Source organism: Paenibacillus sp. SC116 (assembly GCF_024733555.1).
Lineage (GTDB): Bacteria > Bacillota > Bacilli > Paenibacillales > Paenibacillaceae > Paenibacillus_B.
Genome location: NZ_JANIOF010000005.1, coordinates 174,439 through 190,437, shown reverse-complemented (window position 1 = coordinate 190,437; position 15,999 = coordinate 174,439). Strand labels below are relative to the sequence as shown.

Here is a 15,999-nt window from a genome sequence, read left to right as displayed (position 1 = left end):
ATAAGATTAAATTTTGTAAGGCAATGGGGGTGGAACAGTGGCAAATAAACGCGATTATTATGAGGTGCTTGGAGTCGACAAAGGCACCGGTGATGATGAGATCAAGAAAGCATACCGCAAGCTGGCACGTCAGTATCACCCTGACGTGAACAAGGCTGCTGATGCAGAAGATAAGTTCAAGGAAGTAAAAGAAGCTTATGACGTGTTAAGCGACACGCAGAAGCGCGCGATGTATGACCAGTATGGTCACGTTGATCCGAACCAAGGTATGGGTGGTGGAGGCTTCTCAGGCGACTTTGGTGGCTTTGGCGATATTTTCGACATGTTCTTCGGTGGCGGAGGCAATCGTCGTGATCCAAACGGACCGCAGCGCGGTGGCGACCTTCAATATACGATGCAAGTGGAATTCAAAGAAGCGGCATTCGGCGTAGAGAAGGAAATTACGATTCCTCGTACCGAGCAATGTGACCCTTGCTTCGGCACAGGTGCGAAGCCAGGTACGAAGCCAGAAAAATGTTCTACTTGTGGTGGAACAGGTCAGCAGGAAGTCGTACAGAACACGCCGTTCGGCCGTATGGTAAACCGTCGTGCTTGTTCCACTTGCCAAGGAAAAGGCAAAGTGATCAAGGAGAAGTGCAACAGCTGTCATGGCAACGGAACGGTGAAGAAGCAGCGTAAGATTAACGTACGCATTCCAGCTGGTGCCTATGACGGAGCACAGCTTCGCATGACTGGTGAAGGTGAGAGCGGTCTTCGCGGCGGTCCGGCAGGCGACTTGTATATCGTTATCCGCGTGAAGCAGCATGAATTCTTCCAACGTGAAGATGATGATGTCTACTGCGAAGTGCCATTGACGTTCGCGCAAGCAGCACTAGGTGACGAGATTGAGATTCCGACGCTTCATGATAAAGTGAAGTTGAAGATTCCTGCAGGTACGCAAACAGGCACGTATTTCCGTTTGCGCGGCAAAGGTGTTCCTCATCTGCGCGGCAACGGCAATGGTGATCAGCATGTGAAAGTTATTGTTGTAACGCCAACGAAGATGAATGACGAGCAGAAAGACTTGCTTCGTCAGCTCGCTTCTATAAGCGGAGAGCATCCTAAGGGCAGTCATGAAGAGACGTTCTTTGACCGTATGAAGCGTGCATTCCGTGGTGAATAACGAATCATACTTACTTTATAAGTATGCAAATGTTTATTGAGTTTAGTCATATGAAAACTAGGCCAATGAAACTGCAAACCTTAGCTGAGTGCTGCTCGGCTAAGGTTTTTTAGTTTATGATTTGATTTTTAAGCGATAGAAACAAACAAATGCAAATAGTAGCGATACGATAGGGATTCCCGCGAGCATAAGTCGTATACCAAATACCGCTAACTCAGGCTGCTGCGCAGCATCGCGTACGTATCCAGTGTGCTCAAGGAGAAAGCTCATAATTAACGCTTGAAGAGAAACACCCCAACGGATAATGAAGCCATTCATGCCAAAGTACATCCCTTCACGTCGAGCCCCACTTTTCACCTCATCTTGATCAATAACTTCCGCAAGCAGTATTTCCAACAGCACCATCAATCCAGCAAGGCTGAATCCGATAAACAGACTGGTCACATAAGTTGCTGCACTTGTTGAAATAAAGAGGAGTGGCAGCAAAGAGGCCATATAGAGTGCAATCGCTCCTAGAATGGATCGCCTTGGACCGTACTTCGTTGTCCAATGTGCCCATACATAAACGCTCGGAATAGCTGTTAGGAAGACGAGGCCCAACATATACGTATTTGCTTGCTCAGGAGCGTTCAGCACATATTTGTTGAAGAAAGGGATAGCAGCAGGTACGAGGGCGAATGTAAATTGAACAAGAAATCCGCCAATGACGTAAATAACAAACATGCGATTGCGCAGCGTGATGCGAAGGGCCTTAGCTAGATGGATTGGTTTGGTTGCGTTTACATTTTTGCGTTCTTTGGCGCCAGCAGCTGTAACGAGAAGAAAGACAGCAGAACAAAGGCCAAACGCTAAGCCCATCGACTCCCAGCCGTATTTACTATAAATAAGTGGAGGAAGCGCAACACCGACGAGCATGCCGACAATGCCGAACATTTGCTTCCAAGATGCCGCAGCCGCACGTTCACGTATCGTAATAAACATTTCAGGAAACAGCGCGGAATAATTCAATATAACGAGCACATACAAAATATCAAACAAAATGACGACACCAAAAAAATAATAGATAATGCTGCTCTGAGGCGCTAGGGGAAACCATACAAGGGTGAACACAGCAGCTAATGGAATGGAGCCGAATGCAATATACGGGATACGTCTTCCCCAACGCGTTCGATATCGATCTGAGACATAACCGAATAAAGGATTAAGAATAGCACCGATAATCCCGTGTACGACCATAACAATGCCGACATGGGACGGTCGAGCGCCTAAAATGTCTACATAGTAGTACACGATATAGGCAGCGAACATTTGCGCCATCACATTAGCTGAAAAGTTGCCGGAAGCATAGAAAATCATTCGTTTCCTTGCTAATGGCTGTTCACCCATTCGTGATCTCCTCCTCCATCAATTTATGGAATAGAGCGGCGTTGAGCATTGCGAACTTCCGACCATTTTATAAGTTGAATACCTTCTTCACGAATGACCTGCTGCACGTCAGGATCACGGAACAGTTCGAATTCCATGCCGCGCCTCTCCCAATGCGGGGTAATGGACTTGAGCTCATCTGTGACGATAGCAGGATGGAGAATCATTTCGGTTAATCCAGCAGTAATACTGCGCAGCAGGGCCGTCATTTGAGCTTTGACCCCGTCATACGTATCTCCAGGCTGGCCTGTGTAAGGAAGCCCTATAAGATCATCTAGAATATAAACCCCTTTAGACAGTCCGAGTTCGGCACGCTGTTGAGCCAAGGGCTGTAAAATAGGCGGGATTGATGTTCCATGCTGCGGCATACGGAAAGGCAACTGGTATTGCGCGCATACGTCGAATACGATATCTAAGAAGTCCTGACCTGATGCCAGTCCGTAGACGCTGCCCATATGGTTATCTAGATGCGAAGGTACAAGACCTGCACGAATGGCCATTTCAATTTGACTGATCATCTCCGCACGCAGCTCTTCTGGATTAGCATGCTCTTCTACGGCTAAGCAATGTTCAGGAAAATGCCCGAGATTATCCACTAATGACAGGGTGGAGCCGTTACGGTTCACAGGCCCCCATTTGTACGACTCCCATTCACTAGTAAAGGTGAGGTGAACACCTACGTCATAGCTTGGATGACTCGCAGCCCAACTCACAGCATCTTTGGACCAGGGGCATGGCATCATCACCGTAGCAGAGCTTATTACTTGCTCCGTTAATAACTGCTTAATGGCTGCGTTAACAGAATGACACATGCCGAAGTCATCAGCATTAATAATAAGCAGTCTGTCATGTGGGGAATATCCTAGTCGTTCAGCACCATTCATGATGCAACCTCCTTTTCTGATGAAATAGCTAACAATGTTATCGCTTACTTTATCGTTACTCTAACATATTCATCTTTTGAATAAATTGAACGTGGAACGCATGCAGCAAACGCATATGTTTCAAACAAATGTCGTTTACATTGGGCAGCACGCACGAATGGATTGGAGTAGTAAAAAAGGGGCCTTCTGTTCGAAGGCCCCCTCCAACTGGATTAGGATTGGCTGGCGCGCAGTAATTGCTCTAGCTGCTTACGCTTTAATTTTTCTAGTTGGCGCCGTTCTCGATCTTCTGCTTTGAGCGCTCGATTCAACGATACGACCATGCCAAGCAGCACGAAGGTAAATGGTAATGCGGTCATAATCGATGCACTTTGCAGTGAATTTAGCCCGCCGCTCATAAGCAGTACGACAGCGATTAATGCGGTAAACATAGCCCACGCTAGTTTGACTGCTTTTCCGGGATTTTGATTGCCGTCCGTGGACATCATCCCGAGTACGAACGTTGCCGAATCTGCGGAAGTGATAAAGAAAGTGACGACTAGCATTATAGCCAATACGGCAAGCAGCGTACCCGCAGGCAAGCTTTCCAACGTGATAAATAACGCCGATGTTAAATCTGTCTTAACTGCCTCGACGATTGGCATGCCTTGGAACATATCAAGGTGCAGTGCTGTTGAGCCGAATGTGGCGAACCAGATAAAGCTAAATCCACTAGGCAGCAGCAGCGTTCCAAGTACAAGCTCTTTAATCGTTCGTCCTTTGGAAACACGTGCAATAAAGGAGCCGACAAATGGTGCCCATGTAATCCACCATGCCCAATAGAACAGGGTCCAGTTCGCAACCCAAGAATCCTCGGTAAATGGCGTTAGACGCAGGCTCATCTGAATAATATTTTGGAAATACGCCCCTAGTGTTGTCGTAAACGTATCAAATATAAAGAAAGTTGGCCCTAACAACAGTGTAATGATCAATAATCCTGCAGCGATGATCAAGTTTGTGTTGCTCAGCAATTTCATCCCCTTATCCAAGCCTGATATGGCAGAAATCGAGACGAGGATGGAGAGAACAATGATAATTATAATTTGCATCAAAACGGAATTCGGGAGTCCAAATACATGGGATAGCCCACCGTTCACTTGCATCGCCCCTAGACCAAGAGAAGTTGCGACACCAAAGGCTGTAGCGATGACAGCTAACACATCAATTGCCTTACCAATAGGCCCGTTAACCCTATCACCAAGTAGCGGGTAAAAGGTCCAACTGATCAGCCCCTTATAACCTTTACGGAACATAAAGTAGGCAAGACCAAGTGCGACCAAGGTATAGATTCCCCAAGGGTGAAGCCCCCAATGGAAGAAGGAGTAACGTAAAGCTGTACGCGCAGCCTCTACCGTCATCGGGTCGCCTTCAGGAGGGACCATATAGTGGCTGATTGGCTCTGCAACACCCCAAAAAACAAGACCTATCCCCATACCAGCACTAAATAGCATCGCAAACCAAGATACATTTGAATACTCAGGCTCATCATCTTCATCCCCAAGTCGGATGTTGGCGTATTTGCTGAAGGCAAGGTACAGCGTGTAAACGAGGATGATGAACGCTGCTATTAAATAGAACCAGCCAAACTTATTCGTGGCAAACGATAGGGCTTGACCCGTGACTGCTCCTAAATGTTCAGGGGCGAACAACCCCCATAATACAAAAAACATAATGATGATAAGAGAAATAACAAAAACCATTGCTTCACTCCTGTTCTAATCTCAGGATTTTGGAAAATTCCACTTCTGACACAGCATTTTTCAACATATACACGAATAGCGTCTCTTTTGAGCGGCGATATGTCCGTGATGATCAACTGTGTGGAATTTTGCAAAATCCTAATTATGATAAATACGACATATTAATTACCCGTGTTGAATGGGATTGAATCAGGTCTAAACCATCCAAAATCATCTAATTATTGAATGATAAGTAAAATACATCACCAACATTCTCCGCTTTTTCTTTTAACATGTACGATTACCTCATCTTCCATCCATCGTATTTTCTTCACGCCATTCAAGTATTTGTTGTAATTGACCTTGTCATGAGGAGCTTGCCATAACGCAATAGCATTTTTTGATAGGGACTTTATGAAGGGGGTGATTTGAACGAGTAGATTCAGGCGCTTAAATATGTAAGCGCCAGCGCTATGAGTAAACAACAATGGAGGAGGTATGAATTGATGGATGTATGGTTGGTAAAGGCTCGTAAGGCCCTTGTATGGGTATGGATTACTGCACTTATCTTCGCTCTCCTGCCAACTGCTACTGTTGCCGCTGAATCTGCGGACAATAATAGCCCTAATGCTTCAACTGTTGCTTCTTTGCCCCTCAATAACAAGTTAATCATTGGCTATTGGCACAACTTTGATAACGGGTCGGGCTATGTAAGGCTGCGAGATGTATCTCCGAAATTTGATGTTATTAACGTTGCATTTGCTGAGCCGACTAACGGCCCGCGCGGTGGAACAATTGGATTTACCCCGTATCAAATTACTCCAGCTGAACTAAAAGCGGATGTGCAATATTTACAGAGCTTAGGCAAAAAAGTAATCATCTCTATCGGCGGTGCAAATGGCCAAGTTCAGTTAGAAACTGCCCAAGCGCGCGATCAGTTTGTCAGTTCCATGAAATCGATTATTACGACCTATGGTTTTGATGGCTTGGACATAGACTTTGAAGGACATTCCTTGTACTTAAATAATGGCGATTCAGACTTCCGCAACCCAACTACTCCGGTCATAACTAACCTCATCTCAGCAATAAGAGAACTCCATACTCACTTCGGTGAATCCTTTATGATTACGATGGCTCCAGAAACTTTCTTTGTCCAGGTTGGTTATAGCTTCTATGGTGGCACAGGCACTGGTGCAGATCCGCGTGCTGGGGCTTATTTGCCAGTTATTCATGCGGTGCGTGATATTCTCGATTGGCTGCAAGTACAGCATTATAATTCAGGGCCTATTACAGCGCTCGATGGCACGTACTATACGATGGGGAATGCAGACTTTCATGTAGCGATGGCGGATATGGTATTGACGGGCTTCCCAGTTGCCAGAAACAATGAGCGATTTTTCGCTCCGCTGCGGCCTGACCAGGTCGTGATCGGATTACCTGCGAATGTGAATGCAGGAGGTGGGTTTACTACTGTAAGTGAGGTACACAAAGCACTGGATTATTTATATAAAGGCCAGACATTTGGCGGTCGATACGTCCTACGCAATCCAGCTGGCTATGCCAATATGCGCGGGCTGATGACATGGTCGATTAACTGGGATCGTTATAATAACTTTGAATTCTCCACGAGGCATCGTGCATATCTTGATGCGTTGAACGTAGTTCCGGACACACAAGCTCCTTCTGTTCCAAGCCAAGTGCGGACAACAGCTGTAGGTACGACCAGCGTTAGTTTAGCATGGCAAGCGTCGATAGATAATGTAGGCGTGGCGGAGTACGATATTTTTGAAGGAATAAATAAAATCGGCAGCACAGCTAGTACAGCATATACGGTTCAAGGGCTTGCTCCTGATACAACCTACTCCTTTACTGTAAAAGCTAAAGATAGAGCGGGTAATGTATCTGCGGCCAGTTCTCCGTTAACGGTCAAGACAGGAGTGATCGTTCCAGATCCAACACCGCCCACCGCTCCATCGAATGTTGTTGTCAGCAGCACAACAGCATCTTCTATTGGTCTGACATGGATGCCTTCCACGGATAATATAGGTGTCACCGGTTATTCCGTTAGCTATGGCACGTCACAAGTGAATGTTACAGCGGCCAGTGTAACGATTAGTGGATTAGCTGCCAATACAACGTATACCTTTACAATCGCCGCTAGGGATGCGGCAGGGAATCAATCGACAGGTACGACGATTCAAGCAACAACGAGCCAAGCACCGAGTGCGAGTGATTGGAAGGCAGGCGTCAGCTATAAAGCAACCGATGAGGTGACCTATGCTGGAAAGGTGTATGTATGTCGTCAACCGCACACTTCGCTGTTAGGCTGGGAGCCTCCGAATGTGCCGGCACTATGGCGCTTAAAATAAAGAGCGCTACAGGACTTGGTACGTACGATGGATGATGAAGGATGGGTCGAAGGAGGATAAATAATGGTGCCTTCAGTCATTTTAAAGAATGAATGATGTCTATTGACCTACTTCATGAGTGGTTTAGTCAATCGTTCTATTTTGTGACTGGAGGGATTACGATGACACAGCATGATGAGAACAAGCAATCGAGCCTTTATGGTCAAGGAGTTCAAAGTGGCAAGCTACCAGTAGCTAAAGCTGAGGATGTTGAATTCTCTGAGGAGCTAGCAGACGAGGCGGATCGCATCGCAGCGGAGCGTGCACGTCAAGCTGATGCGCGCGTAGAACAGTAGCAGGCTTTGGACGCTATCTTCACATCTGTAGTAGTCTTTAGATTCGAGTAAAGTGGCAAATTGGTCAACGCCAAAAACGGAACCCCTTAACGACAGATGCTAGTGGCTTTGCAGCTATTGGCCTGTCATTGTAAGGGGTTCTATTTTTGTGTACAATAGTAAGGATGTAGACCTATTTCTGCATGTAATATGAGAGTTTAAGGGAGGCACCAATACGTGTATTGGCATGAATTAACGATACATACAACGGAAGAGTCGCAGGAGATGATTTCTAATTTCTTGCATGAAGCTGGAGCGGGCGGAGTCGCTATCGAAGAATCCGGTACTTTGAATAAACAACGTGATACGAGCTATGGACAATGGTACGAGCACGATTTGAACGATATTCCTGAAGGTCAAGCCGTTATTCAAGGATACTTTGCTGACGGAACAGATTTGCAAGCTGTTGGAGAAGAAGTGAAGGCTCGCATCGATGAATTGAGCAGCTTTAACATCGATACAGGTGATGTGAAGATGAGCTGGCGACGCGTTCATGAAGACGATTGGGCCAATGCGTGGAAACAATATTTCAAGCCGATTCGTGTTTCGGAACGATTGACGATTAAGCCGACATGGGAAGAGTATACACCTGAATCAGAGAACGAGAAAATTATCGAGCTTGATCCAGGTATGGCATTCGGAACAGGGACACATCCGACAACTTCTCTTTGCTTGCGCACATTGGAAAGCGTTATTCAAGGTGGGGAAGAAGTCATTGATGTCGGGACAGGCTCTGGTATTTTGGCAATCGGCGCTATGAAGCTTGGTGCTCGCCATGTACTGGCGATCGATCTTGATCCCGTAGCGGTAGCGAGTGCGACGGAGAATGTCAGCCTTAACGGATTGTCCGATCAAGTAACGGTACGTGAAGGCGATCTATTAAAAATTATCGATACGCAAAATGGTGACAACAAGGACACTGGATTAGGTGTAACATTACCTGTTCCCGTTGTAGTTGCAAACATTTTGGCAGAGATTATCGTTCTGTTTATCGATGATGTTTACAAGGCGCTTCAACCGAACGGTATTTATATCGCTTCTGGTATTTTCAAGAACAAAGAAGAGCTTGTTGAGCAGGAGCTAATCAAGGGCGGCTTCGTTATTGAAGCGAAGCATCGTGACGAAGATTGGATCGCTATGGTTGCTCGCAAAGTATAGGTTAACGTCATTTCAATTTCAATGATTATCATGTACGTGATGTCTGAACAGAAAGGCGTGGGAGAGAATGGATTGGAATAGTTTTTTTCGAGTGCCTATAGATCATCTGCCATTTGTCGTGCTTGTATTATTGATTGCATTTGCGGTTCATGAATTTGCACATGCTTATGCTGCACACAAGTTCGGTGATCCGACGGCTAAAATGCTTGGTCGTGTTACATTAAATCCGGCCAAGCATATCGACATTTTTGGCTTGCTGCTATTCGTGATTGTAGGGTTCGGGTGGGCGAAGCCTGTACCTGTGAACCGTGCGAATTTTAACAAGCCACGTATGATGAGTATTATCGTGACTGCAGTAGGGCCGTTAAGTAACTTGCTGCTTGCCTTTTTCGGTATGTTTATCTATTATTTGCTTATTTTTAGTCTTGGGGTTGATTTAGGGACAGGCAATCCTCGTGTATCTGAGGCCTTGGAAATATTCTTTATTTATTTCCTGCAGTTCAATATTGTCATGTTCATCTTTAACTTGATTCCACTGCCACCGCTAGATGGTTACCGTATAGTAGAGGAGCTTGCCCCCCTTCCGGTCCGTCGCAAGCTGGCGCAGTTTGAACAGTGGTCTGTCTTTATCTTCTTGTTAATCGTGTTCATTCCGCCGCTTAGAGCTGTCACGATTGAACCTTTATTCAGTCTTGTGGAACCAATGATGATGGGTATCATTCAATTCTGGTTAGGAATCTTTGCATAACTTCTTTGAACCGAAGCACAATTCAACAGCGCTGCTATAATTCAAAGTGCTATAAGACTGAGAATGGTGGAAGTAAGGTGATCTGCAAAGATTATAAGATCAGCCTTTTATAAGTCATCCAGTTCGGTAGCGTTTGAGTGAATAAAGTTGTATGATGAGGAATGTTGATAACAATGCAAAAATATTTTGTAGAACCTGCGCAATTTGGCGACGAAGAAGTCATTATTACCGGACAGGATGCACATCATCTAGTTCGTGTCATGAGATCGAAGCCAGGCGCAAAGTTCATCGTCAGTGATGGAGAAGCTAGAGAAGCTTTGGTAGAGCTTGTAGAAGCAGACAGCGAGCAAGTGAAAGCACGCATCGTCGAGCATCGGGAGACGACGGCTGAAGCGGCATGTCGGGTAACGATTGCGCAAAGCTTGCCAAAGGGCGACAAGATGGAGCTTATTATTCAGAAATGCACGGAGATCGGTGCTGTTTCTTTCATTCCGTTCCAATCGGATCGGACAGTCGTACAATACGACAGCAAGAAAGAAGCGAAGCGGCTGGAGCGCTGGAGCAAAATAGCGAAGGAAGCTGCTGAGCAAAGCCACCGCAACCGTGTTCCTGATATGAAACCAAGTATGAGCGTAAAACAGCTCGTACAGGCAATGGAGCAATACGATCTGGTACTTCTTTGCTATGAAGATGAACGAGGCACTCAAATTCGCGACGTTGTGCAGCCTTATGCAACGAAGGCTGCGAACGAAGCGGACAAGGGTGAAGTTCTTATTATTGTTGGGCCTGAAGGCGGATTTACCGCACAGGAAGTAGAAACATTTGTGAATGCGGGTGCTGTAAGCGTAGGCTTGGGGCGCCGCATATTGCGAGCAGAGACAGCAGGCATGTTGGCATTAACGTGCGTGCTGTACGAAACAGGTGAAATGGGAGGAGTGTGAACAATGCCATCGGTAGCTTTTTACACCTTGGGCTGTAAAGTTAACTTTTACGATACCGAAGCCATCTGGCAGCTGTTCAAACAGGAAGGTTACGACCAAGTCGAATTCGAGGAAACAGCAGACGTCTACCTAATTAATACATGTACGGTGACGAATACGGGAGATAAAAAGAGCCGTCAAATTATTCGCCGTGCCGTGCGTCGCAATCCAGACGCGATTATTGCAGTAACAGGCTGCTACGCGCAAACGTCGCCAGCAGAGATCATGGATATTCCAGGCGTGGACTTGGTTATTGGTACACAAGACCGTGAGAAGCTCATGGACTTTGTTGGTCAAATTCATGCGGAACGCAAGCCTATCAATGCGGTTCGCAACATTATGAAGACGAGAGCATTCGAAGAACTGGACGTACCTGATTTTGCAGAGCGCACACGTGCGTTCCTCAAAATCCAAGAAGGCTGCAACAACTTCTGTACATTCTGTATTATTCCATGGTCACGCGGTTTGTCCCGCAGCCGTGAATCCGAGAGTGTACTGAATCAAGCGCGTCAGCTCGTTGCTGCGGGCTACAAGGAAATCGTCCTGACAGGTATCCATACTGGGGGGTATGGAGATGATCTGGAAAATTACGATTTGACAGATTTGCTGTGGGACTTGGACAAAATTGATGGACTAGAGCGCATTCGCATCAGCTCTATCGAGGCGAGCCAGATTGACGATCGGATGATTGAATTGTTGAAACACTCGAAGAAGATGTGTCGTCACCTTCATATTCCGCTGCAAGCTGGTAATACAGATGTATTGAAGCGTATGCGCCGTAAATATACGACAGAAGAGTTCTCTACGAAACTTGCTCGCATCCGTGAAGCGATGCCAGATGTAGCGATTACGACGGACGTTATCGTTGGTTTTCCTGGTGAAACGGATGAGCAGTTCCGTGAGGGCTACGAGTTTATGAAGCAAGTTGGCTTCTCTGAGATGCACGTATTCCCTTACTCCAAGCGTACGGGAACACCTGCTGCTCGTATGGAAGACCAAGTGGATGAAGAGGTTAAAAATGACCGCGTTCATCAGCTGATTGACTTGTCTGAACAAATGCAGCTGCAATATGCAGAACATTTCGTTGGAGAAGTATTGGACATCATTCCAGAGCGCGACTATAAAGGAGCACCTGGAACAGGCCACGTTATGGGCTACTCCGACAACTACTTGCAAGTTATTTTCGAAGGCGATGAATCTTTGATCGGACAATTGTGCCGTGTTAAAGTGACAGAAGCTGGCGTGAATGAGTGCAAAGGTGTGCTTGTGCGTGTACTTGATGAGAAGGTACTGAATCAAGCTGCGAACATGTAATAACTGTTCGTTATAGAGGTTGAACACACAGGTATAGATGGGAGGATTTTGCTTGCTGCTAAGGCAGAGGTGAAATCCTCCCTCTTTTGGGATAGGATATAGATAACACATAGAAGGAGGAACGGGGATGAAGGAAATTTCGGCAGGTGGAGTTGTATTCCGCAAACGTGAAGGGGAATGGGAAATTCAGCTTATACAAGACCGTTATGGCAAAGTTTCGTTGGCGAAGGGAAAGATGGAGCCTGGAGAAACGATCGAAGAAACGGCACTGCGCGAGGTGTTGGAGGAGACTGGCATTCATGGCCGCATTATTGAGCCGATTGACATGATCAAGTATCAATACAACCATCCTGAGCATGGTCTTGTGGATAAGGAAGTTCATTATTATTTGATTGAGGAAGAAAGCGGAAGCTTGCAAGCGCAAGTTGAAGAAATTCGCGGAGTGAGCTGGTTCACACCTGAGGCTGCATGGCAGCAGCAGAAGCAATCTGGGTATGATAACAATGATATCATTGTAAATAAGGCATTCCAAAAACTTGGTCTACGCATAGGAGGATAATCATCATGACAACCGTGAATCTTGCTTCGTACATCGATCACACGTTTCTTAAGGCTGACACCAATTCCAAACAAATTGAGAAATTATGCAAAGAAGCGCTTGAGCATCAATTCTATAGTGTTTGCGTGAATGGAGTATGGGTTCCTGCTTGTCGTGAATTATTGTCAGGTTCCTCTGTGAACATAGCGGCTGTAGTCGGTTTTCCATTAGGTGCTAATGCGCCATCTGCAAAGGCGTTTGAAGCTGCTCGTGCTGTGGAAGACGGCGCGACAGAAATTGATATGGTACTGCAAATTGGCCAACTAATCGAAGGCAATCATCGTGCGGTTGAGGCAGATATTGCTGCCGTTGTGCGCATGGTCGAGGGGAAAGCAATCGTCAAAGTTATTTTCGAGACCGGGTTGTTAAATGATGAACAGAAAATAACGGCATGCAAATTGTCCGAGCAAGCAGGAGCGCACTTCGTCAAAACGTCCACAGGCTTCGGTGTTGGTGGTGCAAAAGTTGAAGATATCCGCTTGATGCGAGCGAATGTGTCATCTGCTATTGGTGTTAAAGCATCAGGTGCCGTTCGAGATCGTGCGACTGCACTCGCGATGATTGAAGCGGGAGCGAATCGTATTGGTACAAGCTCGGGCATTGCGATCGTTAGCGGAGGCGTTTCCACAGCGGCAAATAGCACAGCGGGAGCGCCAGAAGAGAACTCGCAATATTAAATATCGTTTGCGCGTGAGCAATTTGAGCAGATTCGGTTCCTGAAATCATCGCGGATATATCATGCAGCAGGTGGATGAGTGGATAAAATAGCAATGCTCCGCCTACATTTAAGGCAACATGGCTCCAGGCGACGAATTGTCCGCTGCGGCTTCCGCCAAGTGAAGCGATTAAGGCTGTAAAGCAGGTCCCGACATTGGAACCAATGACAATTGCTATGCCCACTTCAACAGGTAGTGCGCCGGTTGCAGACAGGCCCATTGCCATGGCAATAATCGCTGCGCTGCTATGTACGAGCGCTGTGATAATCATGCCGGCTAGCAGCGCCCATAGAAGGCTATCTTGGGAACGTTCAAGGAACCACGTAAACAAGCCGCGCTGCTGCAAGGGCTCACTAATGGCCTTCATCCATTCGATACCAAATAGAATGAACGAAAATCCAGCCGTTGCAATGGCCGCATATTGCAGCGGTTTCCACCATGTATGTAGACTTGGTAACATATCAGGAAATATATCGTTGGCAATTACGCCCCAGATCCATGCGGTTACAGCGCAGAGCAGTAAGGGTAATGCATAATGATTGATATTTAGACCGATTAACTCTGTCGTCAACGTCGTACCTATATTTGTGCCTAGAATGATGCCCAGAGATCGCTGGAAGGTCATCAGACCGGCGTTAACTAAGCCGATAGAGATAACGGTAATCGCAGTACTGCTCTGCATAATTGCGGTCATAACAGAGCTAAACAGCATTCCGTGAATCGGTGTGCTCGTTGAGCGGTGCAGCAGCCGTTTTAAATGGGGTCCCGCCCATAAGTGGAGGGCGAATTCCATTATTTTCATTCCGAACATAAAAAGTGCGAATCCGCCGATAAGCGGAAAAATAATAGATTGCATCATAGGCCGGCTCCTTTTCGAACCTTTATCAATAAAGGTGCTCATAAGTCTGTCTGCTTGTACTATCATTAGGACATGTGTATGCACGAAAAGGGACAACCATGACTATCATGGATAGACGAACTCTATTCGGGTTTTGGTATTCCGGCTTGAACTTGAAATTAGTTATCAGTAGAGGAGAATAATAATAAACATGCAGCAACAGCGTCCATATGTTCAATTAAAGCGTGCGCGAAAGAAGCGTATCGAACGTTCTCATCCTTGGGTATTCCAATCTGAGGTTGAACTTGTATCAGGGGATCCTACGCCAGGGGCATTAGTCGATGTATGGAATGAAAAGGGGAAATACATCGCGACAGGCTATTACAATCCGGAGTCACAAATTATCGTTCGCATTGTGAGCTATGAACCGATTGACGTGATGGACACGGCTTTCTTTGTTTCTAGATTCGAAGCTTGCTTGACACATCGCGATCGATTCTTGCAAGGGGCTACAGCTTATCGTCTTGTATATGGGGAAGCAGATTTCCTGCCAGGTCTAGTTGTGGACCGTTTTGACGATGTGCTCGTTGTTCAGATTGTGACATTGGGTATGGATCTGTGTCGTGACGCCATTATTGAGGCCTTGGTTCAAGTTATGAAGCCGCAAGGCATTTATGAGCGCAGTGATGTGCCGATCCGTGAAAAAGAAGGATTAGAGCAGCGCACTGGCTTGTTGTACGGAGAATGCCCGCGCCACGTACAAGTGAAGGAGAATGACCTGATTATCGAAGTAGACATCGTAGAAGGTCAAAAGACAGGTTATTTCTTCGATCAACGTGAGAACCGTGCTTCTATCGCACCATTGATGAAAGGCTGGGGCAAGCGCAGTGGAATCACTTTGCAAACGGTTGAAACGGAAGATGGGACTCAGCAGCTTCCAGTCAATGCGAATGGAAACGTAGTTAATTTCCCTTGGTGGGATGGAGCAACGGTTCTAGAGTGTTTCGCTCATACAGGGAGCTTCACGCTGCACGCTTGTAAGTATGGCGCGAAAAAGGTTACTTGCCTCGATATCTCCGATCACGCGATTCAGAGCGCGAAGCGCAATGTTGAGCTGAATGATTTCACAGATCGTGTGGAATTCGTCGTTGCCGATGCATTCGATTATTTGCGTGATCAAGTTCGCGGTCGCGATGAGCGTAGTGAGCGCAATGAAGTGGGCGGCGCTGCTAAAAAAGTAGATACATCGAAGAAGATGACCGCTGGCGGCGGACGTACGTGGGATGTCGTTATTCTTGATCCGCCTGCATTTGCAAAAACACGCCATGCCGTTGAAGGAGCATATCGCGGTTACAAAGATATCAACTTGCAAGGCATGAAGCTGGTGAACGATGGTGGATACCTCGTAACGGCGAGCTGTTCCTTCCATATGAGACCAGATCAGTTTATGCAATCGATTCTTGATGCGGCGCAGGATGCTGGCAAAGTGCTTCGCCTTATTGAATGGCGTGCTGCTGGTAAAGACCATCCGCAAATTGCAGGTGTCGATGAAGGGCATTATTTGAAATTCGCAATCTTTGAAGTGCGCTCCAAATAAAGCTTTTTCATATGGCTCTATCAGATACCGTCTCATCTAACTAACTAACAAACACATAACAAAGTCGGACACTCTTTTATAATAAGAGATGTCCGACTTTTTGTTATTTGACGGGAAT

At 46.3% G+C, this 15,999-nt stretch carries 14 protein-coding genes; 10 read left to right on the top strand and 4 right to left on the bottom strand.

Annotated features, from left to right (window positions below; all coding sequences use genetic code 11):
* The first annotated feature begins 37 nt into the window (after positions 1-37).
* Positions 38-1,162 (top strand): molecular chaperone DnaJ, encoded by a 1,125-nt coding sequence (dnaJ, locus tag NQ117_RS19085; protein WP_258279609.1) that lies wholly within the window; start codon positions 38-40, stop codon positions 1,160-1,162.
* A gap of 114 nt (positions 1,163-1,276) precedes the next feature.
* Here dnaJ and NQ117_RS19080 read toward each other — a convergent pair whose 3' ends face one another.
* The 3 genes from NQ117_RS19080 to NQ117_RS19070 all read right to left on the bottom strand — a co-directional run bounded on the left by NQ117_RS19080 (position 1,277) and on the right by NQ117_RS19070 (position 5,210).
* The gene (locus NQ117_RS19080; protein WP_258279608.1) at positions 1,277-2,548 is read right to left on the bottom strand and encodes an MFS transporter; all 1,272 of its coding nucleotides are present in this window, start codon (positions 2,546-2,548) and stop codon (positions 1,277-1,279) included.
* Positions 2,549-2,571: 23 nt separating this feature from the next.
* Complete coding sequence (locus NQ117_RS19075; protein WP_258279607.1) at positions 2,572-3,471, bottom strand: polysaccharide deacetylase family protein; 900 nt, start codon at positions 3,469-3,471, stop codon at positions 2,572-2,574.
* A gap of 212 nt (positions 3,472-3,683) precedes the next feature.
* Positions 3,684-5,210, bottom strand: coding sequence for a glycine betaine uptake BCCT transporter (locus NQ117_RS19070; RefSeq protein WP_258279606.1), 1,527 nt, complete (start codon positions 5,208-5,210; stop codon positions 3,684-3,686).
* Between the two features lie 485 nt (positions 5,211-5,695).
* On the opposite strand from NQ117_RS19070, the gene NQ117_RS19065 reads away from it, so the two are divergent.
* From NQ117_RS19065 to deoC, 8 genes are all read left to right on the top strand, one after another.
* Positions 5,696-7,558 carry a fibronectin type III domain-containing protein gene (locus tag NQ117_RS19065; RefSeq protein WP_258279605.1) on the top strand — a complete coding sequence of 621 codons (1,863 nt, stop codon included), beginning with the start codon at positions 5,696-5,698 and terminating at the stop codon, positions 7,556-7,558.
* Positions 7,559-7,719: 161 nt separating this feature from the next.
* On the top strand, positions 7,720-7,893 hold the full coding sequence (locus NQ117_RS19060) for a YfhD family protein (RefSeq protein WP_258279604.1): 174 nt from the start codon (positions 7,720-7,722) through the stop codon (positions 7,891-7,893).
* Between the two features lie 216 nt (positions 7,894-8,109).
* Entirely contained in the window at positions 8,110-9,090 is a 981-nt protein-coding gene (gene prmA / locus NQ117_RS19055; RefSeq protein ID WP_258279603.1) for a 50S ribosomal protein L11 methyltransferase, read from the top strand.
* A 67-nt stretch (positions 9,091-9,157) separates the two neighbouring features.
* Positions 9,158-9,838 carry a site-2 protease family protein gene (locus tag NQ117_RS19050; RefSeq protein ID WP_258279602.1) on the top strand — a complete coding sequence of 227 codons (681 nt, stop codon included), beginning with the start codon at positions 9,158-9,160 and terminating at the stop codon, positions 9,836-9,838.
* A gap of 173 nt (positions 9,839-10,011) precedes the next feature.
* Positions 10,012-10,779, top strand: a complete 768-nt coding sequence (locus tag NQ117_RS19045; RefSeq protein ID WP_258279601.1) for a 16S rRNA (uracil(1498)-N(3))-methyltransferase — start codon at positions 10,012-10,014, stop codon at positions 10,777-10,779.
* A gap of 3 nt (positions 10,780-10,782) precedes the next feature.
* Positions 10,783-12,132 carry a tRNA (N(6)-L-threonylcarbamoyladenosine(37)-C(2))-methylthiotransferase MtaB gene (gene mtaB, locus NQ117_RS19040; RefSeq protein WP_258279600.1) on the top strand — a complete coding sequence of 450 codons (1,350 nt, stop codon included), beginning with the start codon at positions 10,783-10,785 and terminating at the stop codon, positions 12,130-12,132.
* Between the two features lie 127 nt (positions 12,133-12,259).
* Positions 12,260-12,691, top strand: a complete 432-nt coding sequence (locus NQ117_RS19035) for an NUDIX hydrolase (RefSeq protein ID WP_258279599.1) — start codon at positions 12,260-12,262, stop codon at positions 12,689-12,691.
* Positions 12,692-12,696: 5 nt separating this feature from the next.
* Positions 12,697-13,407, top strand: coding sequence for a deoxyribose-phosphate aldolase (gene deoC / locus NQ117_RS19030; RefSeq protein WP_258279598.1), 711 nt, complete (start codon positions 12,697-12,699; stop codon positions 13,405-13,407).
* Here deoC and NQ117_RS19025 read toward each other — a convergent pair.
* Positions 13,340-14,305: a Na/Pi cotransporter family protein gene (locus NQ117_RS19025; protein ID WP_258279597.1), complete on the bottom strand. Its 966-nt coding sequence runs from the start codon at positions 14,303-14,305 to the stop codon at positions 13,340-13,342. The two genes, deoC and NQ117_RS19025, sit on opposite strands and share 68 nt — an antisense overlap.
* A gap of 190 nt (positions 14,306-14,495) precedes the next feature.
* On the opposite strand from NQ117_RS19025, the gene NQ117_RS19020 reads away from it, so the two are divergent.
* On the top strand, positions 14,496-15,881 hold the full coding sequence (locus tag NQ117_RS19020) for a class I SAM-dependent rRNA methyltransferase (RefSeq protein ID WP_258279596.1): 1,386 nt from the start codon (positions 14,496-14,498) through the stop codon (positions 15,879-15,881).
* The last annotated feature ends 118 nt before the right edge of the window (positions 15,882-15,999 follow it).

Excerpts from the sequence above, each read along its gene's own strand:
- NQ117_RS19080 (WP_258279608.1), bottom strand. The coding sequence starts at position 2,548 with ATGGGTGAACAGCCATTAGCAAGGAAACGAATGATTTTCTATGCTTCC.
- NQ117_RS19075 (WP_258279607.1), bottom strand. The coding sequence starts at position 3,471 with ATGAATGGTGCTGAACGACTAGGATATTCCCCACATGACAGACTGCTT.
- NQ117_RS19070 (WP_258279606.1), bottom strand. The coding sequence starts at position 5,210 with ATGGTTTTTGTTATTTCTCTTATCATCATTATGTTTTTTGTATTATGG.
- NQ117_RS19065 (WP_258279605.1), top strand. The coding sequence starts at position 5,696 with ATGGATGTATGGTTGGTAAAGGCTCGTAAGGCCCTTGTATGGGTATGG.
- NQ117_RS19060 (WP_258279604.1), top strand. The coding sequence starts at position 7,720 with ATGACACAGCATGATGAGAACAAGCAATCGAGCCTTTATGGTCAAGGA.
- NQ117_RS19050 (WP_258279602.1), top strand. The coding sequence starts at position 9,158 with ATGGATTGGAATAGTTTTTTTCGAGTGCCTATAGATCATCTGCCATTT.
- NQ117_RS19045 (WP_258279601.1), top strand. The coding sequence starts at position 10,012 with ATGCAAAAATATTTTGTAGAACCTGCGCAATTTGGCGACGAAGAAGTC.
- mtaB (WP_258279600.1), top strand. The coding sequence starts at position 10,783 with ATGCCATCGGTAGCTTTTTACACCTTGGGCTGTAAAGTTAACTTTTAC.
- NQ117_RS19035 (WP_258279599.1), top strand. The coding sequence starts at position 12,260 with ATGAAGGAAATTTCGGCAGGTGGAGTTGTATTCCGCAAACGTGAAGGG.
- deoC (WP_258279598.1), top strand. The coding sequence starts at position 12,697 with ATGACAACCGTGAATCTTGCTTCGTACATCGATCACACGTTTCTTAAG.
- NQ117_RS19025 (WP_258279597.1), bottom strand. The coding sequence starts at position 14,305 with ATGATGCAATCTATTATTTTTCCGCTTATCGGCGGATTCGCACTTTTT.
- NQ117_RS19020 (WP_258279596.1), top strand. The coding sequence starts at position 14,496 with ATGCAGCAACAGCGTCCATATGTTCAATTAAAGCGTGCGCGAAAGAAG.